Below are 25,382 nucleotides of genomic sequence, written 5' to 3' on the forward strand. Positions count from 1 at the left end.
AACATCGACTTAAGTCCTTTTATAAATTGAGATTAAACATGCCCGGCTAATCTTGGCCCTGTAGTTTACCCACGGCGCGGACTTCCGGTACGAGGTTTGCATTATGAACTATGACCTGAGCCACTGGTTTTGCCGAGACAAATGACCAGAACCAGTGTGGCGGAATTGTTTGTATGCGCGAGGAGTGTTGAATCATGCCTGTTTTTCAGTGGCGTCAGAGTTGGGATCAATTTCGCGACTTAGAGCGCGAAATGGACCGGCTGTTGGAAAGCATCAAACTACCGTTCCACAATCTGCGGCAGCAACACCAGTTCCCAGCGGTGAACTTCTACGAGTTGGATGATAAATATCTGTTGGTTGCCGAAATGCCGGGGATCGTTGCACAGGATGTGGAACTGACGGTTGCCGGTGGGGTGCTGACGCTGGCTGGAAATCGGACCGCACCGCCGGACGTTTCCGACGACGCGTTTCGCCGCCGTGAGCGTCCGCATGGAGCGTGGCAACGTTCGTTGTCGATTCCGGAGCGCGTTCACGAAGATAAGGTGACAGCCGAATTCAGCGAAGGTGTGCTCTCGGTGCATTTGCCCAAGGCGGACGACGTCAAACCCCGGCAGATTCCCGTAGCAACCAGTTAAAACATGCAACGCCGAGTGTCAGATTATTGCAATGCGAATCTGATTCCGGACGGATAATGATAGAGGCGCAATACCATGTCTCAAGAAATTCGCAAAACCAGCGAAGAACAAAATGAACAGCAGCCAACTGCCGGCGACACGGCGCCCCCATCACGCGCCGTCGTCACGGCTCCGATTGATATCTACGAAACTGAAGAGGGTTTGGTTTTGATGGCCGACTTACCCGGCGTCACCACCGACACTTTGGAACTGCAGGTTCAGGACAATAAGCTGACCATTTTTGGGCGTGTTACTCCGGTCGCCCCTGCGGGAGCACGCTTGCTACATCGCGAATATGAACAAGGTGACTTTTTGCGCTCATTTATCCTGAGCGACGAAGTCGACTATGATGGCATTACCGCCAAGTTGAACAACGGCGTATTGGAAGTCAATTTGCCTCGCATGCCCCGCGCGGAGCCGCGACGGATACAGGTGGACGGCGACTGACGAACACAGCGGACCACGGTCCGTGACGAAATACTTCACAAGCAGGAGACGAACATGTCGAGCACATCCACGGATCCCTTCGAGCCGCGACAAACCGGTGAAAAAGTTCGCCAAGAATTAGAAAAGTTGGTCGAAACGGTCTGGTCCGGCAGCGAGCGCGCGTTGGGAGCACTGGGCTTGAGCGGATTGACTGGGCATGAAATGCATCCGCGTTTGGACATTACCGAAACCGAAACCGCGGTAGAAGTTGTCGCCGACATCCCCGGCATCGATCCAGAGAACGTCAATATCTCTCTCGCCGGCAACATGTTGACACTTTCTGGAACCCATCCGTTGCGGGCCCCTTCAGAACATAGCGTCGTCCACCGCCAAGAACGTTCGGCCGGCGAGTTTTCGCGTTCCGTTCCGCTCCCCTGCCCGGTCAATGCCGACGACGTCAGCGCCACGGCCAAGAACGGAGTCTTAGAGATCACCCTCAAGAAACCTGAGGCCGAGCAGGTCCACCAGATTCAAATCCATGTGAAGTCCCACGAAACAGACCCCGTCGGCAATACAGAACCCAGCTGATGTTCGCCAGCGAGATGGCGGACGGCAATTGCTGCCACACAGAAAATTGAATTCGGTTGGTAAAAGCCTACCGATTTTGCGGCATTGATCACCACTGCCCAAAACGCGCTGTGCACTCCCCTGCCCCGGCGCGATGATCGACCGCAAGGTCTGCCTGAATTGCCCAACAACGACAAACGGCAGGTCGAATTCGGTAAAACGGCAAATCAAAAACCAATCGACCGCCTGCTGGACGTCTATGTGTCAGAATGGTGTGTAGCATTATTTTCCCCTGAAGAAAGCCGCCGGGATGGTCCCAGCGGCTTTTTTTATGCGCGATGCGAATACTTTACCGGGAAAGCTTCGACAGTCCTGGGCGACCAGAATGCCACCATACCGGAAGTGCTCTATTCTGATACAATACCTGTTCTTGCTTGTCCACCTTTTTGTAGCAAATAGGAAGTTAGTTCCTCACTCGTGGAATAGGTGGCGATTATGAAGTGGTCAGTTCTATGCGCCGTATTATTGCTTTTGTCAATCGGCTGTCAGGGGCAGCCAGATATAGGAGACTTCCAGATGAATCAGGATGAACAAGCCATCCGCCGTTGGTTCGACGATTGGATGCAGGCCACAAAAGAAGGTGACCTCGAACTCGCGAGGAATTTAATCGCGGACGATGCAATTTTCCTCGTGCCGGGATCGGGCCAAATGGACAAGGAGAGTTTTGCCGCTGCTGCGACTGCTACTGACCCTAACACTGAATTTGAACTGGATTGCTCAATTCAGGAAATCCAAGTATTTGACGATCATGCTTGCCTGTTGACTACGATTTCTCTCGAAATGACAGATAAAAGCACAAACTCACGATCTTTGATGAAGGGCGATTCACTTTCCGTCCTGAAAAGACATGGCGATGGTTGGGTAGTCATTCGGGACGCAAACACAATGGTTCCGGTTGATGAGGACCAATGATGCCAATCTATCACATGCACTGGAACCGCTCCAGGTGTTTTCACATGGAGCATCGAACGTGCGGACGACTATTCGCAAGGGCGAGACGTCGAGCCACGATGCCATCAAAAGTTTCGGACGCGACCGAGCTAAAGCCGTGCGATTGATGACATGGTGGCGTGGTCATTGGAAAATCGAAAACCGAGTGCACTGGATCTGCGATGAAACCTTCGGCGAGGATCGCTGCCGCGCAGATTTTGGCGGAGGTGAGAAATTTTGCAATGAACTGGTTGCGAAACCAAAGAATCGGAAATCTCGCCGCAGCTTTACGCCAAAACGCATGGAATCCCGTGCGCCTCTTCACCCAACTCGGCAAACCAAACAATTGAGCCGCCCTGCTCAACAACCGAACCAACGATGCAATTCACTCAGCAGGCAACTACAATACAGGGACGTCCCATTCTGTTTCCTTCCCTGTTCGTGTTGCTATTCCGTCATGCTCAAATTGACACCGATTCGCATTCTCCCGTGGGTGATTTGCTGCGTTTTGTGGGCGGGGCCTGGGTCTTCGATTTTGGTCGCTCAAGAGTTTCAAAAGGGCGATCCTGTCACCGTGACCGCCGAGTCTGCCGAATTGAAGGCGGGAAAAACGGTCGTCGCTGTGATTCGGCGGGGAGAAAAGCAAACTGTCGAACAAGTGAATGGCAAATGGTTGTTGATCACGGTAACGATTGACGGAAAGGCCCAACAAGGTTGGATCAACGCCAAGGATGTGGCGCCCTTCAAGCCGACTCCAACCCAGCCAACGACGACAAAGCCCCCTGCCAAACAACCGTCGACAATGCGCGCCCGTACCCCCCAGCCGAAGAAAAACGTTCGGCCAAGAAGCTCGACAACGCCGCTGTTTAACCAAGTTGGAACGCTCCGCGGACATACCGAGGATGTCAATTGCCTCACGTTTTCAGCCGACGGTCAAACGATCGTCACCGGCGGTCGAGACCGCAATATTATCGTGTGGGATGTCGGTGATCACAAACCACTCTCCATTTTGACCGGGCACAAACGCCGCATCCGCTGCCTGCAATTTTCTCCGGTGATGGATGTGATTCTTGCCAGCGGAGGGGGCGAAATCTCCCATGGCGAGTTGAAACTGTGGAACCTCAAAGAGCAAAAGCTAGTTGCCGACTTGCCTGTGGGTGACACGGAAGTCACATCGCTCGGTTTTTCGCCGGACGGGACACGGTTGTTCACCGCTGGATGGAGCCAATCGGTTTCGGTATGGGACGTGATCACCACGCGCCGCCGCGGAGCCGCGCGGACTTCCTTTGGCGAAATCGTAACCTACCTCGCGGTTTCTCCACTTGAGGAGATGATCGCCGTCGACGGAAAACAGGGGCTGGTGTACCTGCAAAACTCGGAGAACCTACTGGAAACCGAAGGCCCCTCAACAGCCACACAGCACATCTTATCGGACCACAAGAAAGACATCACTGCCCTCTGCTTTTCAGGCGACGGACGCCTCTTGGCGACGGGTAGCGAAGGCCCATTTGCCATCGTCTGGGACCCCAAAACCGGTGAACCCGTGCGAAACTTCGATACGCAAAACGGTCCGATCACCGCGGTTGGACTTTCGTATGACGGCAAATGGTTGGCGACGGCAAATCGGCCAACGGATGCTCCACTAAAAATCTGGGATGTCGCTACTGGACGGCTTGTGGGAGAGCTCGACGCCGGATCGGTACGCGCCGTTGCCTTTTCCCCAACCGATCCGTTGTTAGCAACCAGCGACGGCGCCGAGGTACGTCTGTGGTCGCTACGGCCGCCCAGGGTATTAAAATCGCGTTGATGTTTCTGTTTTTAAACACGATTTATTATCGCGACGAAGAGAACCGGTAGGACTCTCGACGGTTCACGACCGCACTGCTGGACGAGCCAGCAGTGGCACCCAAGCTTAGGGAGATTTTTGGGGGGGTGACCGGCTATTCAGTCACGTTCTTGGTGACTGTTAATTCTTGACCGCCGAATTTTCCGAACACACCGCTACGCTGGATCACTTGTCCGCTGCGTAGAGCATCAAACATTGCGCGAGTGATGCGGGCGACTTGGGACTTTCCGCCCGCTTGACGCAATGTCAATTGGTCTGGAGTGGCGGTGATTTCAAAAGTGATCGGGCCGGCTTTCCACTCGGTATCGAGGGAGACTTGTCCCGGCAACGTCAATTGATAGACGCGGCCGTACTCCTTCCATTTGTCGTCTTCGTTCAGAAAACCATAGCTCGGATCGTAGGGAGTCGATCCTTTGGAGGAGGTGGAGACGAACAGCGAATCTCCCAGCGGGATTAAACCTGTGATGCGGTGTCCCCAGCGATTCAGTACGTGGCCCAATTGCGTCGCTTCCTTTTCGTAGGGATGCACTTGCGCGTCGGTGAGCGGTGGATGCGTGAACATGCGGCGGCTGAATTTCCATTGGTGCGAGTTGCTGTCCAAACGCCACAACTCCGCCCAGGGCCAGACGCCGACATACAGGTCGCCGCCATAGATCGCAGTCGTTTGTGCTTCGCGTGCTGCGTTGGAAACGCCGGGCATGACCGGGGGTTGGTCCTGCAAATGCCGCACTTCTTGGCCATCGTATTCAAACAGGTTGCCAGTCGGGTACTGCCCCAGCAACAGGCGGTCGTAGTAGGTGATCATCGTATAAACTTGATAGCTGACGTCTGCAATCGGCTCGACAAGGCATTTCCACTCTTGCCCATTGAAGCGGTAGACGCCGCCGGTATTTGTGGCTGCCAGCACATCGTCGCCCAACTGCCCGTAGGAATAAATGAATTCGTAAGGCATCCGCATGGGAATTTTTGGGGCGGCTTGGTAATCAATTTCTGCCGATTGCGACGGACGCCAAGGGCAGGCGGCGATTTCGTTCACCCCTTTGCCATGGACACGCACAAACAAATGGCCGCCGGCATAATAATACCGCGCGATCCCCACGTCTTTGCCGGTCAAATCGAGGATCGGCTTCCCGCCGTACAACACGCGGGGCGAGACGACCTCCATGACTTTGTCGGCGACATAGGTGGCAAAGGGGACATGTTTTTCATCGGGCACCCAACGTGAGTCGTCCCAAGCCATCAACCGCCGATCTTTTCCACCCGAGGCGCTTTGTGCCTGCAATCGCCCATTGAAATCCGCCAGATAGACACCCGCATCGGTCGTAGAACGGGGCAGCGGTTTGACGTCGTACTCAAGTGGTTGGCCCGGTGTTTTCACAAACAACTGCAGCCGACGACGATTGCCGCGGCCGGTCGTGTTATACACCCCCTCAAACCCCGCTCCGCCGACGACCTTGCCGTCGCGATTCTTAATCTCAAAGAGCGACCCGTAATTTTGTCCGAGGTCCTCTCCGAGATTCACGACAATCGTCATCCGCAGCGACGCGGGCTCATCAGCTGCGCGTGCTGAGGCGGCGAACAGTGCCGAAAGCAGGATCACAAACCCAACAGCCGCGGTGAAGATCTTTGTCATAATCAAGAAGCTTGGAATGTGTTCTGTGAATGAGAAAAGTCTTGGCCATCCCCCGCAAACGCGTTACTCGGTTGTGACGGGACAGACAAAATCAGCCGGCTTGACGGCGAGAACCGAGCAAGGGAGTTCGGGCAGAATCCGCTCGGCGGTATTGCCCACGAGAAATCGCGTCAAACCAGCGCGGGCGACCGTCCCCATGACAACCAGATCGATATTGTGCGATTTGATCAAATCGATGATCGCGGATTCGGGAACGTCGTCGGACAAATGGACCTGCGGAGGTTTTGCTAAACTCTCAACGCCGTCGTTTTCCAGTTGCTGTTTCAGCGTCTCTTCTGCCTTGGTGCGGACATCTTCCCGATACTTCTGGATTTCTTCGGGCGGGGTTTGCGAAAGACGTAGTGGGCGTTCCAACGGATATTCCACCGCATGCACAACATGCAATGCTGCCTCCTCAGCTTTGGCCAAGTCGACACCGATCTGGACCGAGCGTTCTCCCACCGCAGTCAAATCGGTGGCAACCAGAATCGATTTCGTATCCGTTTCCGATTCTGCTTTCGTCACCCAAACCGGGCAGGGGCAATAGCGCAGTAGCTTCATGGCGGTGCTACCCATCAACATCCGCTTGACGCTGGACAGATTCCGTGTGCCAATGATGACGATGTCATAGGGACGAGCGAGCACTTCGGTGATGATCTCATGCCAGGCTGCACCGTACGCTAGTCGGCAGTCGGCCTTGATCCCCTGTTGCTCTGCCTGCTCGACGAATTCATTGAGCACGCCTAAGGCGGCGTCGTCGACGTCGGAAAAATTACGCGGGTCTTGTTGAATGAGATGTTGTGTGTGCGCCGACAATTCCAGCGCGGACAAAAACGTCAACTTGGCTCCAGTATGCTCGGCCAGCCAGAGGGCCTTATCGATTGCATGCCGGTTGGAGGAGCTGATGTCTGCGGCGACAAGTCGATCCGCTTTCGAAAGGTCAATACCGACCAAAATACTTTGAACCTGGGTCATTCGCTCAACTTCCTGATAGAGTGGTTTCACCATGGCGGCGCGGTGCCGTCGTTATGGTAAGACAAACGCCCGACGAGGGGAAGCGCGCCAGCCGCACAGCGAAATTGTGTAGCGCTTCGGCACAAACGCCCACAGGCGAAAATGACCGCCGCGAGCGACCCCAGCGCAAAAAAAGCCGCGCGACAACTGAATGTCGCGCGGCTGTTCGTCATGTTCATCATGGCCGGTTTCACGCGGCGCTCGCTTTTAGAATAATCCGGCGATGAAGTCGATCAAGGCACCCGATTGCACCACGGAGTCGGGGTTGGAATTGCCCCACATGGTGCGGACGACGTCGAACATCATCAACAACCCGGCGATCATCGTCAAACTGCCGATCCACAAACCAATGTGTGTCGCCATGCCCCATTCTTGCTCAACAGGACGGGAGAGTCGTCCGGAGGGGACGCCCAAACCAGCAGCACTTTCGCCGGTCAGCATATCATCGTCGAAATGCTCTTCATCAGCGCCGATCAGGTCCACGGCATCGCTGGAACCGAGCACGTCGTCATCCAGCCCGTCGTCCCCGAAATCAAGTTCTTCACTGTCTTCGAAGACAGCCGATTCAACACTTTCTTCTTCGTCGTCGTCCAACGTGATCACGCTGGTTTCGCTATCGGTGTCGAGCAAATTGGTGGAGAACTCGAAATCGCTCTCTTCGTCCACAACCGCCGGAACATCCAGGTGAGTATCATGGCCATCGCCGCTGTCATCGTCGATGACGGAAAACGCTTCGGTTCTGTCCGTTCCACCATCCAAGGAGATTCCGCTATCGTCCGGCCCCGCTAGGGAAATGCCGCTATCGCCGGCCAAGGACAATCCGCTATCGTCGGCAAGCGAAATCCCGCTATCGCTGGCCAAGGACAATCCGCTATCAGACTCCAGCGCGATGCCGCTGTCGGAATCGAGTGCGATCCCGCTATCCTCATCTAGGGACAACCCGCTGTCCTGGGCCATCACTGAACTCCCTTCGGAGTCCTCTGGTGCGTCGCCACCCAAGCTAACGTCGTATTCTGAGACCAAATTCGTGGGCGGGGCGACGAAATTCTCGGCTTGATTTTCCGATGTTTGAATCAATTGCACATCGCTGTCGCTACCACTGCCGCTGCCTTCGTCGGAACTGGAACCGACGAGACTCACGTCACTGTCACTGCCGCTGCCCAGCTTTTCGATTTCAACACTCGAACCCCCAACGAGTTTGACGTCACTGTCGCTACCCGCATCCAGGGAGGAATCGGCTGAGAGGCGGACATCGCTGTCGGACTCGTTGAGTGGGGAAAGTGAGATTTCCTCACTACTGCCTCCGTCGGACATCAAGGCATCGTCAAACACCAATTTGACATCGCTGTCAGAACTTGAGGCATCCCCTTCGCGGCGGCGAACGATGGTACTGTGCTCGTCATCGTGGCTGTCTTCGCTGTCGTCAAGCACCATGTCGGCTCCCGAATCGCCGAGCACGATGTCCGCACCGGAATCGCCATCAGCAAACGTAGCTCCAAAGTCGGCTTCGGAGTCATCCGAGGCATTGGAGAGGTCCGCCTCTTTGGACGAGTCGACCTGCATGCTTCGTTTGAGGTTCTCTACGTCTTCTGGGCGAAACTTCCAAGATCCACGATCCGAAAACGCACGAATCCCCCGCTTTTCGCGTTTTTGGTTCAGTGCCTCGGGTTCAATTCCCAAAACCTCAGCGGCTTCTTCAAGACTCAAATACTTCTTTGCCATAGGTCGATTTCTCCGGAGGTTGCCTAATGCCCGAGTGTTCGCTCCGGCAAAATTCCCCGCGTGATCCGCAACGACGCTGTAGGGGGGAACCGGACAAGCAATCAGTTAGGTGCGTACAAAACAGCCACGCGCGATGGTGAGGGTTGAAAGCAGGGTGTTGTTATCAAGTTGTTATTGGTTTTGCGATTCCGTACCGCCAACCACGCAAGGAAATGGACCAAGCGAACCGTTCCTGTTTATTAAAACGAAAAACGATACGATTGTTATTCCCGCGCCAATCGATCCATCCCGCAGGTTTGAATACACAAACCGATGCCCGACAGGTTGTTATGTCGAGACAATTACCTAGCAATATTTATTCTAAACGTCGTGGGACGCATTGCAAGTGGATTGCTACCGAGGATGCACAGATTTTTCAGTTTGCACAACCCGCGCAGAATAGGAGTAGGCAGCTGACAGGATTGAATCTTGCCCTCCGACGCCCTAAAACGGGGCGGAATCCGCATTTTGCAGCTCCACACGACAAACTCTCCGAAAGACAGGATCACGAATCCGATGACACGTAATGACGGCCGTACGATCGACGCGCTGCGTCCCATCTCCATCAAACGGGGTTTCACCCGCTCCGCACCCGGCAGCATCTATATCCAAGCTGGACGGACCACAATCCTGTGTACCGCGAGCATCGATGATGCTCAACCACCTTGGATGAAGGACGAAGTCTCGGGTTGGGTCACGGCCGAATACAATATGCTGCCCGGCAGCACGTCGCCCCGCAAACGGCGCGAACGCGGCAAAACCGACAGCCGTTCCACAGAAATCCAGCGGCTCATTGGACGCAGCCTCCGTGCAGCCGTCAACATGCAAGCTCTCGGACCGCGGACAATCACCGTCGATTGCGATGTCTTAGAGGCAGACGGCGGAACGCGGACGCTGGGAATCACCGGCGGCTGGTTGGCGATGGCTGACGCCGTTGCCAGCATCGCAGGCGACTTGCCCGATGCCGGGAAAGTCTTCCGCTCCAGCATTGCCGCCGTCAGTGTGGGCGTGCATGAGGAACGAGTGCTGTTGGATCTCGATTATTCCGAAGACAGCACGGCGGAGGTCGATTTGAATGTGGTCATGACCGGCGAGGGGGACTTCGTGGAAATTCAGGGGACCGCCGAAGGCCGCACGTTCGGTCGCGAATTGTTGGACCAGCAACTGGATGTTGCCGCCGCCGGCATCGCACAGTTGACCGCAATTCAACGCGAGACACTCGGCGACGCCTGGCCGCTGGCAAACTGACTTCCCCTTCTCTCCAACAAAACGAAGATCGCCCACTGCAGTGTCGTCTCCTGACATAGCACCAGTTAACCGGCCCAACGGGTTGCAAGACGCCCGTTGGGCCGATTGCGTTCGTATTGCAATACCTCAATCTTTTCGTAGAGCCGACGCGCATTGCCGATCGTGAATGTCTTACCCTTCACACAGCACATTTAATATTTAGCCGCAAACTGAATTCTACCGCGCCGTCGATTCCATCGTGAAACAGACAAGGGGCCGCGTGATGGCGGCCCCTTGTTGATTATCATGGCGTACTGTCCGCGGACAGTACACATCTTTCACATTCAGTGATGAGCTGGTCCTAGAACTGCAAGAGTTGGAGCAACATCAATGACATTCCTCCGGTCAATCCTGCAGCAATGACGGACCGAACGCCCGACGTGATTCGAGCACGACGTTCTTCTTGCTCGACTTGGGCAACTTGTTCCCGTAGCTCATCGCCAATCCAACTGAGGACCGAAATACTCAGATCGGTCGCTGGAAACGATTTCATCGGGTTCTCCCTATTATTGTCGATGCCAGCCAGCACGCTGCCAGCTGTCATCCACGATTTCCGAAGTAGAAACTTCAAAGCTGACATCCAAACCCGTTGCCGCAATGTTCGGCTCCCCGGAATTCCGAGGAGACCCCCAAACACCGCTGGGTTTAGAAGGTGTTGCTAGTCCACCATTTCGCCGAAATTGACGCTTAGACCAATCCGCGGCGAGCACGAATTCCACAGGGTTTTGTGTGGAATCAGCAAATGGCAACACAACCATTTCAAAAGGTTGTGCCACTAGCGAACAGTACAAGTATCGACCCGTTTTGAGACGCGACTGCGGCACTTTCGAGACGTTGGTTGGGAAAACCGGGGAATGGGGTGAAGGCACACAGGTGTTACGCGTTGTTCCGATTGCGACCAGTCGCGCGCCTTTATCGGCTTACGACCTGCACAGCCGTCAAGCTTTCGCGTTGCCATCACTCATTCGCAACTCATTCGTAATAAGAGGAGCATCTCCCAGAACTGAATCTGTCGCGCAGCCTCTGCCAAGCTATCGTCGCTCTCAGACTGCTCCTCGCAAAAATCGATGAATGCGAATGCATCCCAATCGCGCGGTGTTCGCAATTTTTGACGTTGCCGTTCGGCAGCGGCGGATTTCTGGGCGGTCAAGATTCGGTCGGCGTGCTGCGCCAATTCGGGAAACAGCGGAGACTGACCGATGCGGCGATACCAATACTTCGCATTGGAATAATCAGGCTCGCGGCGATGCATAATACCGTGCCAATGATCCCCCAACGCGGTGTCTTCCATGTTCTGTGAGACGGAATGACTTTCGTCGAGGTAATCGTGCACCTGTAACAACCCCGCCAACAAAGCCGATCCCGCAGGCGCCGCTTCGCAAAGGCGTTTGTGGAGCCAATCGCGATCCGGTAACGGTTCCTCCGGTGCCAATGCTGGGAGTTCCAATTGCCCTGCCGGTAGGACGGCATCGCATTCGCAAATGGCAATCGCAGCGGGTCTCGCCTGCGCCACGGTCATAACCCAATCCCAAAGCGGCTCGTCCACGTCACGGAACGGGCCGAATTTCGTCAGGGCCTCCTTGCGAAAGAGTGCCGCATGAAACGTCGCTACCGGTTGAATCAATGTTGCCAGATCTGCGGGAAACTCCTCCCAAATCCACTTCGAGATCTCATCGCCTCGACCAACAGGCAGCACGGCTTGCAGTTCCGCAGTTGCCTGCATCCGTTCACCAAGTTGCTCCAGAACCGCCGGGAACTCCTCGGGCGGCTCGGATACGAAAGCCACGAATTCGCTGTGCGATGCCTCGACGAGAGCATTCAACTGCAGCCCACCGGTGAAATCTGCTCCAGCATCGACAATCTGAAATTGCGGCGCTACTGCATTCCAAGCTGCAGTCTGGCGGTCGCCAAACACAAACACATCGATCGGGGCTGTCATGTAAGTTCCCTTAACTCATGTCGAAAAACGCAATTTTTGGGCGACGGCAGCGAATAACGGACGCAACCGGGCCTGCGGGGGGGGTGGAATTGCAACGAGTTTACAAAAACCACCAAACAATCGGGAGTTTCGTAAAAATGTGGGGAAAATCAAGCAATTATGACGGTGACATTCGTTACGACCCAAAACCAGTGAAATCCCAACAATTTCTCGAAGCGATCCCCCGTTCCCCTTGGCGAAATGCCATTGACTGCCGTATCCTTACGCTCAGTAGCTGTGGAACGGGACTGGGACTCCTGCGTACCGGCTACTGTGGGTCAATTACATTATTTTGGCGATCGACCTCAGGATGAGTGTTTGTTCGCCCTTACTGGGTTAGGACGCAGAACCGTATGCGTTACGGCGGGGGTTCCCCTGTCGTGACATGTATTCGGATTACTGCGCGGCTGAGGTATGGACGAGATCCTCACCGGTTACGACGTGAATGAACCTACGTGGTTCTACCTGTCGTTTCTACTGATCACCGCCGTATTCTTCAAGTTCGGGCGGATTTGGTCGCTGCGCAATATCGACTTGGTATTGCTGCTGCTCATTTCGCCCGGCCTACTGATCCTGCAGCGCGGTGACGATATTGGCGATGGCGCGTTGAAAGATTACGGGTACGTGTGGATGTTCTCCATCACGGGCTTGCTACTCGTTCGCATGTTCTTTGACACCACACTGACGCGCCGCCCGCAATTGGGGCAAAATCTAAATACGGCGGGGATGTCGTTTCTGTGTCTGGCGACGTTTTTGTTTTTGATGACAAAAGCCATGACTGAGGAGCCGGCCCCCTCGACGCTTCAATCGATTCACCGCGCTCAAAAAATTCTGGAACGACAAGATACGTCATTGGCCGATGATCAAGAACGCGATGCCGGACCGGCAGCCGATCTGCTCAACACCGGCGCCGCCGTTGCCAAAGACGTTCTCGAAGAAGGCACCGGCGACGGGGAGCGCGTAGCCGCAGTGATCATGGCCATTGCCGCCCACTTGGCGGTCGTGCTCGGGTTGCTGTTCTTAGCGCGCTTGCACTTCGGCAGCTTGGAACCGGGCTTGGCGATGGTCTGTTTGTATTTGCTACTCCCCTGCACCGCGTATGACGTGGGCAACGTCGTGCATGTCCTGCCGCCGGCGCTGATCATCTGGGCTTTGACCGCCTATCGTCGCCCGTTGGTTTCGGGGGCCTTAATGGGGTTGGCGTGCGGAACGTTGATCTTTCCCATTTTCCTACTGCCGATCTGGTTGGCCTTTTACGGACGCCGCGGTGCGTTGCGATTTACGGCCGCACTGGGACTGATTGCTCTGTTACTGCTCGGGACGCTGGCGGTGACTTCGGTCGACATGCATTCGTTTATGGAAAAAGCCTGGGGGCAACTGGGCGTGAGTCAAGGATTATTGACCAACCCCGTCGCCGACGGGTTCTGGGAAGCACGTCTCTCCGCCTATCGGATTCCGGTAATGGTCACCTTCGGCGTGATGGTCGCTTCGATGACAATTTGGCCGCGGACCAAAACCTTAGCGCACTTGATGTCCTATTCAGCGGCCATCGTGGTGGGGACTCAGTTCTGGTATCCCAACGAAGGGGGCATCTATGTGCTGTGGTATTTGCCACTGCTACTGGCCGTGATGTTCCGTCCCGCGCTACTGAAAGAAACGCCGCCGGAATTAAAACCGCTGCCATGGTTTAAGAAATCGCGGCCAAAGTCGCGCGACAATGCGACGCCAACCACCGCACATCCCGCTGCCAAAGGGAGCACGCAAGCACTGGCCACCGGCATGATCCGCCGCCCGTTCTTGCGCTAACAACGTAGCGACGAACGGTCTCTGCTTGCTGCCGCCAACGTCCTATTGCTGGACGTCATACCAGACTTCGCGATCGTATTGGACATCGGCGTTCGAGCCATTCCAAATACGAATATTGTTGATGCGAAATCCACTGCGGATATGGCCCCGCGGACCGGGACTGCGATAAGGCCGACGATACGCCGACTTCGCTTTCGGAGCGATCCCGTATTGGTAGCCCGGACTGTCGGCGTGACTGTAATAGGACTTAGCAAAGATCCAATCTTCAGCCTGCACACCGCTTGCGGTTACAACAGTGAAGGCCACTGCCAAGCATCCGCCGCACAACCATTGTTTGATATTTTTCATCACCTTCACCCACTTGCCGACATGATGCCAGCAATCCACATCCGTCAATGTTGTCATCTTGAAACTGTCTATTCATCACAACACAATGTTGAGCAATGTCAATACGTTTCAATGTTGACGAATATGCGGGCGCAGCGACTGCCGTCGAAAGTCGCTGTCACAAGTGGAGTTAGGGCAATTCAACCCGCAGGAAGAACTGCTCCGCTGCCCATTGACGAAACCAGTCGCCCAGGTCCGCGGCGAATTGCTGGACATCGTCTTCGTAGAATTCGGCCGCTTGGGCGATCGCGTCGCCGACTGTCTCGCCGGCAACGATGCATTGCAGCAACTCGAATTGCGCGCGATTCAAATCAAACCGCCGCACGATGTACTCGCGACGACTGATGGCCAAAAAGCTTGCCTGTGGATCAGGGATCGGTGTCGTCGCATCACGGCGTTTGGCGGTAAAGAATTGGCTCACCGGATGCGAGAACTGCATCAACCGCAAGGAAGGCACGACCGCGAGTTTGGCATCGGGCCATTGAGCGGCAGGCACCTCACGTAATTGTTCGGGAGAAAGTTTCGGATCCGCTTCGGCGCCCGGCCCGTCAAACACCTCGTTAAAGGCCCATTCCAAACGAGCTAAGTCGATCACAAATTCGGCCCATTGCGTGATCTGCCCCTCATCGCGCGGAGAGGTCTCGGCGAGGTAATTCGCAAAATTTTCTCCAAGATGGCCCAGCGAGTAACTGCGGGAAGGATAAGTGTTCAAATACCCAACCACGAACTGGTCAAACAATTCCTCTCCAACCGTCGCCTGCGTGACAGGAAATTCACCCCGCATGCATTCCAACAATCGCGCGAAGTAAGCCCCGGAGTAAACCTCCATACGGTGCACCGCATCAAGTTTTTCCGAGCGGTTCACGACTTGTTCGATCTCGGCAGCCGTAATCGCAATCTGCTCCTGCGCCGCAGACGTTTCCACCCCAGCCGTCACCCCGCCGGGATAGGAGATCACCGATTGCATCCAGCGTTGAATTGTGGCGAGATCGTATTGGGGGGCGGTCATGATTCTCTTTTTTTGCAACGCGGAAACCGAAAGCTCAACGGATCACTAATGTGATGGTATCGAGATGCAGGCGGATTCTAAAGGTTGCCAAAATTGTATCGCATTGACGAAACGCCATCGGGGGCCAGGAAGTCAGATGTAGCTGCTGCCGCTGGACGTGGTGGCACCTGAATCGTTTTTAGTCCATTTCATGCTGATTGAGTTGCCATTCTGCCCAAGATAACCCTGACACTGAGGAGCGGGAGCCAGTATTTGTCGCAAGCACTGCACTTGGGTCAGAATTCGCGTCACCAAGCAGCGTCCATCCCACACCCAGCTTCTGCCCCATACTCAGAACTTCAACGACTAAATCTCCCCACCCCATTTTGTCTGAATGATAAAGTTCAAACACGGCCAAGTAGCCACCCTTACTATATGGTTTGACGGTGGCGTCCATCGGTAAGCGACCGATAGCCATGATACAACGATTGAAAATCTTCTCGGCTTGCTCTTGTCTCGAGGCGTTTAAGTGAAGCTTCCAATTGGACCGGGGCATATTTCAAAGTGAAATCATGAAAGAAATCGCCAAATCGATGACTGCCTTCATCTGCTTGGCTTGTTATTGGGAATTCGCGGGGCAATCGTATTTGGACATTTTATATACCAATCCGGGCCCTCGCAGCTTCAGTCTGTGCCTAGGCTGAACTTTGACCGATACATCGTAACTCGGCCAGATTTCTGGCACTTAAGACGTTAAACAACCGGGAAACGTGCAACAAATTCCTGCAGAATTAAGGACTTGTGCACAAAACATTCAGTAGGAGTTCCGCAAACCAATTCGGTTCGCTCATCTTCAGGGGCGAGCAGACAATCCCCACTAAGTCGTGAGGCTAGCCGAAATCAACGGCGAGGTCGCCAACCGCAAGCCGCGTGCCTGTGCGGCTTCACCCAACCAACGGCCGAGAAGTGCGACATCATTGGGCGGTTGAGTTCCGTCGAGGTCATTAAGAAATGCGGTCCGGACCAAGCAGAACCGCGGTTCAACGGCAGCGATGCAACGTGGTTTTAACCAGAGCGAAAACGGCCCAGGTGTCAATGCATCGCGCCCCCGTTCGGGGCAAGCATAGACGCCGTCCGCGCCGCGAATTTCTCCAGCACCAATCACGATCCCCGCACGATTCACAATTCGCCCCGATAGCAACGCGACATCCGCATGAAGTTCAAACAGACCGATCGCTTCCCAGATTGATTCCTCACTCGGCGACACGTCGTCGGCAGAAATGACCACAAACTCAGCCTGTGAGTTGCGCGCCGCATCGAGAATTACAGGGGTTTCACTGGCAACGACTTGCTGAGCATTGAAAGGAAATCCCATCTCCCCGCGTGGAGTTGCGTGAGAGGCAGTGTGACAGATCCAGTCAATTGCGGGTGGATCAATCGGCTTACGGGTGATCGCCCATTCTTCACCTCCGCGATTTAAGGGGAAGGGGCGGACCTCGTATCGTTCAGGATGCGGTTGCGTAGCAATGTGTGTTTCCAAGACGTGTTGTTGGGATTGCACCGAGCCGGGATGAGGTTGGCGACGATTGGTGTGTGATACGGCGTGCGTCCGCCAATGATAGAGGATCTCCGCCACATGTTGCGGCGAGTGCCCGCCACGGGCGAAACGAAAAACTGAATCCCAGTCATGGCAGTAGTTGCTACCTGCGTCGCTATACACACCGAGATCGAGTGCCGCTTGTCGGTCAAACGCGCAGAGATGCCAGATGTAGGAACCCGCTTGGTTCAACACCGGGTCCCAAGCGGGACGCTGAAAGGGCGCAAAGGGACGTCCATCGGCAAAGTGGTCTTCGTCGCTGTACAAAAACGCCGGCGCATCGTGGTCGGCGATGGCCTGCGCAAAAACCTGCATCGCGTCGGGAAATAGCAAATCGTCCGCATCGAGCGGAATCACATAGGTGCCCGTCGCTGCCTCAAGGCAAACACGCATGCCGCCGATGATGCCCCGGTTCTCAGCCAATTCAATCAGCCGCACGCGCGGGTCGTCAGCGACGTCGGCGATCACGCGCTGTAAGGTTTCGGGAATCGCACCGTGAGCCAGCAGCACCCATTCGAATTCGCAGGAGGTCTGCGCGAAGAGAGCGGCAGCCGTTTCCTGAAATAGTTGTGGCGGCGTTTTCTCATACACGCCGGTCAGAAACGAAAACTGTCCCGGTGCCGCCTGTTTTTTCAATCGTCTCTGTCGCTGAGCGACGTGTGTTTCCAGCCAGAGTGGATAGTCGAAGCGCCGCTCGCTCAGCTTCTCGCGCACCCGCCCGACCCAACGACGCGCCGTCCGACGTGCGCGGTGAACCAAAGGGGGACGCTGAAGGGAGTTGGAGAACGTCATGCTTACATCGCCCCCTGTGCGAAGATTTCCGCTTCAACGTGTTCCACTACCGCCGGTTGATACGCGCGGCTGACATCACGGTCCAGCTCCGCGGAGTAATATCGCGTTTCACCGGGCGGGAGTTGTTGTTCGAATGTTGACGGCATTTCCACTGCGTGCGATTCGTATGACGTCGCTGATAAAAATGGAGAGTAGACCACCCGTCGTCCGCTACGAGCCGCACGGGTTGCAGCGGCGTAGCCGAGTTCATCGAGCGTCATCGGCGGTTTTTGTGTGTCACGGATGAGCCCGGACAGAAAATCGGCTGCGAACACACAGAAACGAGGCGACACGGCATCGACGGTTCGCTGTTTCCACATCTGATGAAAATATCCAGGATCGTCCCCACTGCGGCCAACATCGGGACAAGCGAGGCCTTTACCACAGCCCCGATAATAACCCGCACTCATCACTCGCTGCCGCCGATCCAATATCCGTCCGCCGACCATGCCAATATCGGGATACCGTTCAATGAGTCCCAGCACTTCCCAAGCCCACTCGTCATTATCGATCGCTAACGTGTCATCCACGAAGGCGACAAGACCGTCGGCTGCAGCAACGTTGGCGATGCGGTCCTGCAAAATCGCTGGATCGGCTGCGCGGGGTATGGCGATCGTTTCTTCACACGGATAATCACCGGTGATAGCGGCGGACAGCGCGGGGGGACGATGTTGGTCAGCGGTTGTCACGACTAACAGCAAAGGACGCGGGTCGACATGTCGACGACGAATCCACCAATCGGGGGTTCCGGTGAACAGCGGGCTGTGGATGATTTCATGGCGGTCCGCCTCACCCCGGTTGTTTAGATAGCGGGAGAGCATCGCGCGGTGGGAAGCGGAGACGTCGTTTTTGCTATGCATGTTGGCCGACGTCGATCCGGCATGCATCCGCCAACTGTAGAGGATCTCCGGAATATGAACGGGCACATGCCCCGCCATCGAAAACCGCAAAAAAGCATCCCAATCGGGGCAACTATTGGTATCGCTGTCGCCGTAGACATCCAGCTCCAAGGCCAACCGGCGATCCATCACCCCCAAGTGCGCTGTGTAAGCGGAATTGAGAAACAGCACCGGATCCCAGTCCGGTTTGAAGTAGGGCAGCAGCCGGTTCTGGCCGCAGATGTGGTCTTCGTCACTGTATAACAGCGGCGGATAATCGTGTCGTTGGATATGGTGCGTCACAATTTTTAGGCAGTCGGCATCCAACCGGTCATCGTGGTCGACCGCCACAACATATCGCCCGGTCGCTTGCTCTAGGCAAAACCGCATGCCGGCGACGATGCCCTGGTTGGTTTCAGAACGGAACAGCCGCACGCGCGGATCGCGGGCAAGCACATTGCGCAAAACCACAAGCGTCTCGGGATGCGTTGTGCCGTTATCGAGTACGACCCACTCAAACGGTTGATCACCCGACTGCTGCAACACACTGGTCGCCAATGCGCGAAGATACTCCGGCGGGGTATTCCAAACCGGCGTGATCAGAGACAGCAACCCCGGTTCAGTTGCGTGAGCATACTCGTCACGGCGTTTATGGAGTCGCGCGGCGATCCAATTTTCATAGTGCGGATCAGCAGGGGGAAACCATTTGGTTGCTGTCGCTAGAAGCGGTGCAGCCAGCGGAGCCTTCAACAACCGCCGCAGCGCGGGAATCCGCTTCGCGCGCAGAACACATTGCCGGGCCCAATTGCCGATTCTCCGTGACACTGACGCATCCTTGCCGTCTGTGTTGAAATCTAATCAAAAACCGAACGACTTTCCGGGAGGGCGAGGCGCCCGCCGAGCCGCAATTGCGCGCACGTGTGATCGTATAGCGTGGCTCAGCAGAAGCTTCGCCCTCCCAACCCGCGTCGCAAACCGGGCGGTACTGTTACACAAGGCCCCATATGCGTCAAGCGGGATTTTGAGATGCCGCTTCCCGAGCGACGCGCATCCGGTGGCGAATGACATAAAAGCCGATCATGAACACCACTGCCGCCAGGATTCCGGCGGTGATCAACTTCTTGTGCTCGTACCACAATTCCTTGGCGGTCTCCCCGAAGTAATACCCGGTGAGCGTCAAGATGATGACCCACAACCCGGCTCCCAGTCCGGTGAACAGGCAAAACCGCGCTAAATTCATGCGGGCCAGACCGGCTGGAATACTGATGAGTTGTCGGACAGCGGGAATCAAGCGACAAACAAAGGTCGTCATTTGACCATGCTTGTCGAAGTAGCCCTCGACCATCAACATTTTGTCCTGCGGCACGAAGAAATATTTGCCAAACTTCAACAACAGCGACCGCCCCAACGAAACGGCCAGAAAATAATTGATCAGTGCGCCGGCAATGCTGCCGCCGATACCGGCCACAATACAGCCCCACAAATTGAGATCGCCTTGGGCAGCGGAGTACCCGGCGGGAATCATCACGACTTCGCTCGGAAAAGGGATAAATGAACTTTCAACCGTCATCAGGAGAAAAATGCCCCAATAACCAAGGTCTTCCAGTCCGCCAACCCATCCAACAACAATTTTCTCGATCAGGTCCGTAAGTTCGTGCACGCCACTGTTCCTCGCAACAAATTTCTCAATGCAGTGTTGGAATGGGTTTGGTCAAGATTCGCGAATCTAGGGAGGATAGCTGAGAACTGTCAATGCGGGAATCCACATTCGTAATCGATCCCGATTTGACGGCGCGGGCTGGAACTTTTCTGCGGTAGACACGATGATGTTTACGGGTGGCAGTTTTCAAAAACCATCGTTTCGGCGAACAGGGAGTGATACGATTAAAGGTCCAGGATTAAAAATTAGCCTCGACGTCCGTCGGCAATGGCAATGTCCGGCGTGTGATTATCGGGCAAAAATGCCGGGAAACCGTGTCGCCGAACGCTGCCCGCATTGCACCGACGTGGTCTGGCTGCAGTTGGTGGAGAAACAACGGGTCTGGAAAGAATTCACCGTTCCGCACGCCACCGATATTGAAATCGATCTCGATGACGAAGAGGAAATCGCCGAGTCCTCAGCAGAAACAACGACCCAAACCGCTGTCAGCAACGAACCGCCGGGGGAAGCCCCCGCGGTCGAGCCAACTGCCAGTGAAACTGCAAAAAGTGAAACCGAGCCGGCAACTCCCGAATCCGTCGACACGGTTGAGTCGGTAGTTGAAGTCGAAGTCGTGACCGAGAAAATCACAGTCGAAGTTGTTGAGAAAGTGGAACCCGAACCGGATGCGAAATCGCCCTCACCAGTCGAAGCATCTGGCGAAACTGCGAAACCTCGCAAAAAACGCAGTCGCCGACGCCGCCGGCGCAAAGGAAATTCGCCGCCTGACGGGGCCACACAACCGACAGCCGAATCGGAGTCCGCACCGCCACAGGAACAGTCCCAGGCCAAACATACGCCATCTTCCGAGACGCCCGCTGCGACTGAACCACCCAAGCCGAGCCAACCCGACGCTGCGAAACCTGACTCAACCCAAGAGGAAGGTTTCGGATCCGGAGTTTTTTAAGAGAGCTGCGGACGTTTTTCAAGACCATGCCCGTCGGATGCCGATCCCGCTAGAACGATATCACACTCGCGGATGAGTCCGGCAAGTCGATTCTTACAGCGAATAGTTACTGAGAAATCTCTGACAAGATATTTTGATCGTTTGGCGAAAAGAGAAGTGTCATGGCAACATTCGCAGTCATCTTGCCGGCGGCCGGGCAAAGTTCCCGGTTTCAACATCAACAGCGCAAAAAACCGTTCGCCGACTTGAAGGGCCGCGCGGTCTGGTTGCGGTCCGCTGAGCATTTCACCAATCGGGACGACGTGCTCCAAACGATTGTCGTCGTCTCGCCCGATGACGAAGAATGGTTCAAAGAGAAGTACGCAGCCAATCTGGCGTTCATGAATGTGGATATTGTCACAGGGGGAGACAGCCGCGCCGCTTCTGTGAAAAATGGTCTCGCCATCGTCAAACCCGAAATCGAGTACGTCGCCGTGCATGATGCGGCACGTCCACTGCTGACCAAACAGTGGGTGGATCAAGTCTTCGCCAAAGCCGCCGAAACCGGGGCGGCCCTCTTGGGCGTGCCGGTCGCCAGCACCTTGAAAAAAGTGGCCGACGGACAGATCACGGCAACGGTCTCGCGCGAATCTTTGTGGGAAGCACAAACGCCGCAGGTTTTCCGCCGTGACTGGCTGGAGGCGGCCTATGCAAAGCAGGGAAAGCTAGAACCGACCGACGAAGCTCAGTTGGTAGAACAGACCGGAAAACCGATCTCCATGGTTGCCGGGTCGTCGCTGAATTTTAAGATCACGACCGCCGACGACTTCCGCCTTGCTGCACTGGCGCTCGATGCACTTCCCAAGGCCGCGGGCTTGCGCGCATTGCATCCGTTTCAAGATGAAGATCCGCGCCTTATTTGACGAGCTGATGTCCGGTCGAACCTGCGAACTTCAGGAAATCTGGGACATTACCCACACTTTCTACCTTGCGGATACGGCACAATGATCCGATTGCGCAAAGCAGACTTAGGGGAAATGCTTAAATCCCCTATCGCTTGACTAGAGAAGTTCAAGTCAACTCAAGGGCGACCGTCGTTCATCCGATTGACAATCTAAGAGATCTACTGTTTAGGGGATTACCCGAATCAGAAGACCGAGATTGTAAAGCCATCGAAATCCCAACGGCGCAATCGCTGCGGAATCATGAGGCAATCATTCCTCATTTCTCTGGAATCCAACGCAAAGTAGATTCTAATCCGCCACATAGGTTGCGTTGAAAACGGAAACGAAGTTCTTCCCCCATTCTCAACCACCGAGGGCCCGGTGGCCGAGACTTATCGCCAACAATTCGCTTTTTCTAAATGGATCTGCCGTGGCTCTTAACGCACCAGCCCTGAAAAATTCATTCCAGGCGGTCGCGCCACGTGCCGACTATTTAGCGGACCGTTTTTACAGCCAATTGTTTCTGGATTACCCCGAGCAGATCGTTCGCTTTAGCGGAACCGATTTTGCCGACCAGCAGCATAAGCTCATCGGGGCACTCTCGGCGATCATTCGCCAACTCGACGATGAGACCGCATTGGTCGAATTCGTAACCCGGTTGGGCCAGCGGCACGCCTCCTATGATTTGTCTGAACATGACTATTCGGCTGTCTCTGAGACGCTGATCAAAGTGTTGGCCGAGGTGTTGGGTTCTGAATTTTGGAACAACGAATACGAAGACGCATGGCGTGAGGCATTGGCAACAATCTCTCAATTGATGCAAGAAGGCGCTCGCACGCAAGATGCAAAGCAAGTAGCAGTGGCGACAATGGTTACGGAGTCGACGACAATCGACCTCAATTCCAACGGCGCCTCGACTGCTGAGAACTACACACCCTATTCCGATGAAGCAAATTCTCCGGCACCCCTGCCCGGAACCCCGGCGGTAACATCCGAATCCACCCCCCCCGGACCGGCACGGGCCGCGGGTCAACATACTGGAGAAAGAAAAACAATGATCAGCACGGCACAAACAGACGGACGCATGGCGACAGATTCTCAAGGCGACGCGAGCCAAGACCAGCAACAGTTCTTAGAACTGGCTGCTAAGGTCGATGCCATCAGCAAATCGCAAGCGGTGATTGAATTTGAGTTGGACGGTACGATCATCACGGCCAACGACAATTTCTTGAACACCCTCGGATATTCATTGAACGAAATTCAAGGCCAGCACCACAGAATGTTCGTCGAGGACGCCTATGGTAAAAGCAATGAATATCAGCAATTCTGGGGCAAGTTGAACCGTGGCGAATATGTTGCCGACACGTTTAAACGCCTTGGTAAAGGGGGCACCGTTATTTGGATCCAGGCCTCGTACAATCCGATTCTGGATCAGAACGGCAAGCCGTACAAGGTTGTCAAATTTGCCGTGGATGTCACCGAGCAAATTGAAATGGCCCGGATGAAATCCATGGTTGAGGAAATGCCAACCAACGTGATTATGGCAAACTCGGATCTTGAGATCACGTATATGAATCCGGCGTCAGTGAAAAAACTGTCGGAGTTGCAAGAATTCCTGCCTGTCAAAGTCAACGACATCATTGGTCAATCAGTCGATATCTTCCACAAAAATCCCTCCCATCAACGGGGGATTTTAAACAACCCAGACAATCTGCCCTACCGAGCCAGCATCAGCGTTGGCCCCGAGACGCTGGACTTGCTGGTGAGCGCCGTTCGGGACGTCAACGGTGATTATATTGGACCGATGGTGACCTGGGAGGTCATCACAGAAAAGCTGCGGTTGGAACAAGAAGCAACGCGTGTCCAAAACATGATGGACAGCATTCCGATCAACGTCGCGCTGGCCAATCGCGATTATGAATTGGTGTACATCAATCCGGCGTCGATGAAAACGCTCAAGTCTGTCGAAAAGCTGCTGCCCATGCCGGTGGAGCAGTTGATGGGACAGAAAATCGACATCTTCCACAAAGTGCCTGAACACCAGCGTCGAATCGTGGATGACCCCAGCAATCTTCCTCACCGGGCCAAAATCAAACTTGGCGAGGAAACATTGGATCTGTTGGTCTCCGCGATCTACGACAAGGACAACCAATACATCGGACCGATGATCACCTGGTCAATCATCACGGCCCAGGAAAACATGGGGGCCAATGTCTCCGAAGTGGTCAAAGTCGTTTCCGCATCAGCATCGGAGCTGCAAGATGGTGCCAAGAACATGGCGGCCACTTCCGAGCAAACAGCCCGGCAATCGCAAGTTGTTGCGGCTGCCAGCGAAGAAGCAACACGCAATGTGGAAACGGTCTCTTCTGCCGCCGAGCAATTGACGGCCTCGATCAGTGAAATTTCACGCCACGTGCAAGATGCTTCAAAGATCTCCCATCAGGCCGTACAAGAAGCGGCCTCGGCCAATACGACGGTCCAGGAACTGGGCGAATCCAGTACCGAGATCGGCAAGGTGATCAAGGTCATCACGTCCATCGCCCAGCAGACAAACCTCTTGGCTCTCAACGCGACCATCGAAGCCGCACGGGCTGGCGAGGCGGGCAAAGGCTTTGCTGTCGTCGCTAACGAAGTGAAAGAACTGGCACGACAAACCGCAAAGGCCACCGAAGAGATCAGCCAAAAGATCGAAGCAATCCAAGGCTCCACAAACGTAGCCGTGAATGCCATCGGGACCATTGGCGAGATCATCGGCCAGATCAACGAGATCTCAACGACAATCGCCGGAGCGGTCGAGGAACAGACCGCTGCCACCAACGAAATTTCCCGGAATGTTTCAGAAGCGGCCCGCGGTACTGCCGAGGTGACGCAAAACATTGCCGGAGTTTCACAAGCCGCCGATGAGTCCGGTAAGGCTTCCGGCGACATGCTGGCCGCCGCTGATGGACTGGCTGCCGAAGCGGATCGCTTGCAACAAATCGTCGAAGAATTCCTCGCCGATTAATTGCTCGCCCACTGACCAACTCGTGAACACGCCAATGCCACTGACGGAGCGATTCCGTCAGTGGCATTGTCTATTGTGGGAGACCGATTCGCCCTGTATTCCACACGCAGCCATTTGACCACCCTTTGCCACTCCTCTAAGATCGAG

At 55.1% G+C, this 25,382-nt stretch carries 21 protein-coding genes; 11 read left to right on the forward strand and 10 right to left on the reverse strand.

Going from position 1 to position 25,382, the window contains the following annotated elements:
* Nucleotides 1-194 precede the first annotated feature (194 nt).
* From Mal52_RS18625 to Mal52_RS18650, 6 genes are all read left to right on the forward strand, one after another.
* A complete protein-coding gene (locus Mal52_RS18625) occupies nt 195-635 on the forward strand; it encodes an Hsp20/alpha crystallin family protein (RefSeq protein ID WP_145377855.1) in 441 nt (146 codons plus the stop codon).
* A 75-nt stretch (nt 636-710) separates the two neighbouring features.
* Nucleotides 711-1,121 carry an Hsp20/alpha crystallin family protein gene (locus tag Mal52_RS18630; protein WP_145377857.1) on the forward strand — a complete coding sequence of 137 codons (411 nt, stop codon included), beginning with the start codon at nt 711-713 and terminating at the stop codon, nt 1,119-1,121.
* A gap of 54 nt (nt 1,122-1,175) precedes the next feature.
* Complete coding sequence (locus Mal52_RS18635; RefSeq protein ID WP_145377858.1) at nt 1,176-1,688, forward strand: Hsp20/alpha crystallin family protein; 513 nt, start codon at nt 1,176-1,178, stop codon at nt 1,686-1,688.
* Nucleotides 1,689-1,772: 84 nt separating this feature from the next.
* The gene (locus Mal52_RS18640; protein WP_145377860.1) at nt 1,773-2,126 is read left to right on the forward strand and encodes a hypothetical protein; all 354 of its coding nucleotides are present in this window, start codon (nt 1,773-1,775) and stop codon (nt 2,124-2,126) included.
* Nucleotides 2,127-2,243: 117 nt separating this feature from the next.
* Nucleotides 2,244-2,639, forward strand: a complete 396-nt coding sequence (locus Mal52_RS18645; protein ID WP_197533293.1) for an SgcJ/EcaC family oxidoreductase — start codon at nt 2,244-2,246, stop codon at nt 2,637-2,639.
* A gap of 475 nt (nt 2,640-3,114) precedes the next feature.
* The gene (locus tag Mal52_RS18650) at nt 3,115-4,464 is read left to right on the forward strand and encodes a hypothetical protein (RefSeq protein ID WP_197534313.1); all 1,350 of its coding nucleotides are present in this window, start codon (nt 3,115-3,117) and stop codon (nt 4,462-4,464) included.
* A 133-nt stretch (nt 4,465-4,597) separates the two neighbouring features.
* On the opposite strand, the gene Mal52_RS18655 is transcribed toward Mal52_RS18650, so the two are convergent.
* The 3 genes from Mal52_RS18655 to Mal52_RS18665 all read right to left on the reverse strand — a co-directional run bounded on the left by Mal52_RS18655 (nt 4,598) and on the right by Mal52_RS18665 (nt 8,911).
* Complete coding sequence (locus Mal52_RS18655) at nt 4,598-6,136, reverse strand: hypothetical protein (RefSeq protein WP_145377866.1); 1,539 nt, start codon at nt 6,134-6,136, stop codon at nt 4,598-4,600.
* Between the two features lie 63 nt (nt 6,137-6,199).
* Nucleotides 6,200-7,150, reverse strand: a complete 951-nt coding sequence (locus Mal52_RS18660) for a universal stress protein (RefSeq protein WP_197534314.1) — start codon at nt 7,148-7,150, stop codon at nt 6,200-6,202.
* A 246-nt stretch (nt 7,151-7,396) separates the two neighbouring features.
* Nucleotides 7,397-8,911: a hypothetical protein gene (locus tag Mal52_RS18665; protein ID WP_145377869.1), complete on the reverse strand. Its 1,515-nt coding sequence runs from the start codon at nt 8,909-8,911 to the stop codon at nt 7,397-7,399.
* 555 nt (nt 8,912-9,466) lie between these two features.
* On the opposite strand from Mal52_RS18665, the gene rph reads away from it, so the two are divergent.
* Complete coding sequence (gene rph, locus Mal52_RS18670; protein ID WP_145377871.1) at nt 9,467-10,198, forward strand: ribonuclease PH; 732 nt, start codon at nt 9,467-9,469, stop codon at nt 10,196-10,198.
* A 340-nt stretch (nt 10,199-10,538) separates the two neighbouring features.
* Here the strand turns inward: rph and Mal52_RS18675 are convergent, their stop codons facing one another.
* The gene (locus Mal52_RS18675; RefSeq protein WP_145377873.1) at nt 10,539-10,730 is read right to left on the reverse strand and encodes a hypothetical protein; all 192 of its coding nucleotides are present in this window, start codon (nt 10,728-10,730) and stop codon (nt 10,539-10,541) included.
* Between the two features lie 468 nt (nt 10,731-11,198).
* Nucleotides 11,199-12,176, reverse strand: coding sequence for a hypothetical protein (locus tag Mal52_RS18680; RefSeq protein WP_145377875.1), 978 nt, complete (start codon nt 12,174-12,176; stop codon nt 11,199-11,201).
* 453 nt (nt 12,177-12,629) lie between these two features.
* On the opposite strand from Mal52_RS18680, the gene Mal52_RS18685 reads away from it, so the two are divergent.
* A complete protein-coding gene (locus Mal52_RS18685) occupies nt 12,630-14,021 on the forward strand; it encodes a hypothetical protein (protein WP_145377877.1) in 1,392 nt (463 codons plus the stop codon).
* A 42-nt stretch (nt 14,022-14,063) separates the two neighbouring features.
* On the opposite strand, the gene Mal52_RS18690 is transcribed toward Mal52_RS18685, so the two are convergent.
* From Mal52_RS18690 to Mal52_RS18710, 5 genes are all read right to left on the reverse strand, one after another.
* On the reverse strand, nt 14,064-14,426 hold the full coding sequence (locus tag Mal52_RS18690) for a hypothetical protein (protein WP_145377879.1): 363 nt from the start codon (nt 14,424-14,426) through the stop codon (nt 14,064-14,066).
* A 112-nt stretch (nt 14,427-14,538) separates the two neighbouring features.
* Entirely contained in the window at nt 14,539-15,417 is an 879-nt protein-coding gene (locus tag Mal52_RS18695; RefSeq protein ID WP_145377881.1) for an HvfC/BufC N-terminal domain-containing protein, read from the reverse strand.
* A gap of 856 nt (nt 15,418-16,273) precedes the next feature.
* Complete coding sequence (locus tag Mal52_RS18700) at nt 16,274-17,785, reverse strand: glycosyltransferase (RefSeq protein ID WP_145377883.1); 1,512 nt, start codon at nt 17,783-17,785, stop codon at nt 16,274-16,276.
* Nucleotides 17,786-17,787: 2 nt separating this feature from the next.
* The gene (locus Mal52_RS18705; protein ID WP_145377885.1) at nt 17,788-19,527 is read right to left on the reverse strand and encodes a glycosyltransferase; all 1,740 of its coding nucleotides are present in this window, start codon (nt 19,525-19,527) and stop codon (nt 17,788-17,790) included.
* A gap of 184 nt (nt 19,528-19,711) precedes the next feature.
* Nucleotides 19,712-20,362 carry a DedA family protein gene (locus tag Mal52_RS18710; RefSeq protein WP_197534315.1) on the reverse strand — a complete coding sequence of 217 codons (651 nt, stop codon included), beginning with the start codon at nt 20,360-20,362 and terminating at the stop codon, nt 19,712-19,714.
* 163 nt (nt 20,363-20,525) lie between these two features.
* Between Mal52_RS18710 and Mal52_RS18715 the strand changes: the two genes are divergently transcribed.
* From Mal52_RS18715 to Mal52_RS30400, 3 genes are all read left to right on the forward strand, one after another.
* Nucleotides 20,526-21,308: a hypothetical protein gene (locus Mal52_RS18715; protein WP_145377887.1), complete on the forward strand. Its 783-nt coding sequence runs from the start codon at nt 20,526-20,528 to the stop codon at nt 21,306-21,308.
* Nucleotides 21,309-21,469: 161 nt separating this feature from the next.
* Nucleotides 21,470-22,210 carry a 2-C-methyl-D-erythritol 4-phosphate cytidylyltransferase gene (ispD, locus tag Mal52_RS18720; protein ID WP_145377889.1) on the forward strand — a complete coding sequence of 247 codons (741 nt, stop codon included), beginning with the start codon at nt 21,470-21,472 and terminating at the stop codon, nt 22,208-22,210.
* Between the two features lie 451 nt (nt 22,211-22,661).
* Nucleotides 22,662-25,235: a methyl-accepting chemotaxis protein gene (locus tag Mal52_RS30400; protein ID WP_197534316.1), complete on the forward strand. Its 2,574-nt coding sequence runs from the start codon at nt 22,662-22,664 to the stop codon at nt 25,233-25,235.
* The last annotated feature ends 147 nt before the right edge of the window (nt 25,236-25,382 follow it).

It is taken from the genome of Symmachiella dynata (genome assembly GCF_007747995.1).
Lineage (GTDB): Bacteria > Planctomycetota > Planctomycetia > Planctomycetales > Planctomycetaceae > Symmachiella > Symmachiella dynata.

Bases quoted from the DNA above. Each gene is read 5' to 3' on its own strand.
- Mal52_RS18675 (WP_145377873.1), bottom strand. From the start codon at position 10,730: ATGAAATCGTTTCCAGCGACCGATCTGAGTATTTCGGTCCTCAGTTGG.
- Mal52_RS18655 (WP_145377866.1), bottom strand. From the start codon at position 6,136: ATGACAAAGATCTTCACCGCGGCTGTTGGGTTTGTGATCCTGCTTTCG.
- Mal52_RS18650 (WP_197534313.1), top strand. From the start codon at position 3,115: ATGCTCAAATTGACACCGATTCGCATTCTCCCGTGGGTGATTTGCTGC.
- Mal52_RS18635 (WP_145377858.1), top strand. From the start codon at position 1,176: ATGTCGAGCACATCCACGGATCCCTTCGAGCCGCGACAAACCGGTGAA.
- Mal52_RS18645 (WP_197533293.1), top strand. From the start codon at position 2,244: ATGAATCAGGATGAACAAGCCATCCGCCGTTGGTTCGACGATTGGATG.
- Mal52_RS18695 (WP_145377881.1), bottom strand. From the start codon at position 15,417: ATGACCGCCCCCCAATACGATCTCGCCACAATTCAACGCTGGATGCAA.
- Mal52_RS18685 (WP_145377877.1), top strand. From the start codon at position 12,630: ATGGACGAGATCCTCACCGGTTACGACGTGAATGAACCTACGTGGTTC.
- Mal52_RS18680 (WP_145377875.1), bottom strand. From the start codon at position 12,176: ATGACAGCCCCGATCGATGTGTTTGTGTTTGGCGACCGCCAGACTGCA.
- Mal52_RS18665 (WP_145377869.1), bottom strand. From the start codon at position 8,911: ATGGCAAAGAAGTATTTGAGTCTTGAAGAAGCCGCTGAGGTTTTGGGA.
- Mal52_RS18630 (WP_145377857.1), top strand. From the start codon at position 711: ATGTCTCAAGAAATTCGCAAAACCAGCGAAGAACAAAATGAACAGCAG.
- Mal52_RS18660 (WP_197534314.1), bottom strand. From the start codon at position 7,150: ATGACCCAGGTTCAAAGTATTTTGGTCGGTATTGACCTTTCGAAAGCG.
- Mal52_RS18700 (WP_145377883.1), bottom strand. From the start codon at position 17,785: ATGACGTTCTCCAACTCCCTTCAGCGTCCCCCTTTGGTTCACCGCGCA.
- Mal52_RS18625 (WP_145377855.1), top strand. From the start codon at position 195: ATGCCTGTTTTTCAGTGGCGTCAGAGTTGGGATCAATTTCGCGACTTA.
- rph (WP_145377871.1), top strand. From the start codon at position 9,467: ATGACACGTAATGACGGCCGTACGATCGACGCGCTGCGTCCCATCTCC.
- ispD (WP_145377889.1), top strand. From the start codon at position 21,470: ATGGCAACATTCGCAGTCATCTTGCCGGCGGCCGGGCAAAGTTCCCGG.
- Mal52_RS18715 (WP_145377887.1), top strand. From the start codon at position 20,526: ATGATGTTTACGGGTGGCAGTTTTCAAAAACCATCGTTTCGGCGAACA.
- Mal52_RS18690 (WP_145377879.1), bottom strand. From the start codon at position 14,426: ATGACAACATTGACGGATGTGGATTGCTGGCATCATGTCGGCAAGTGG.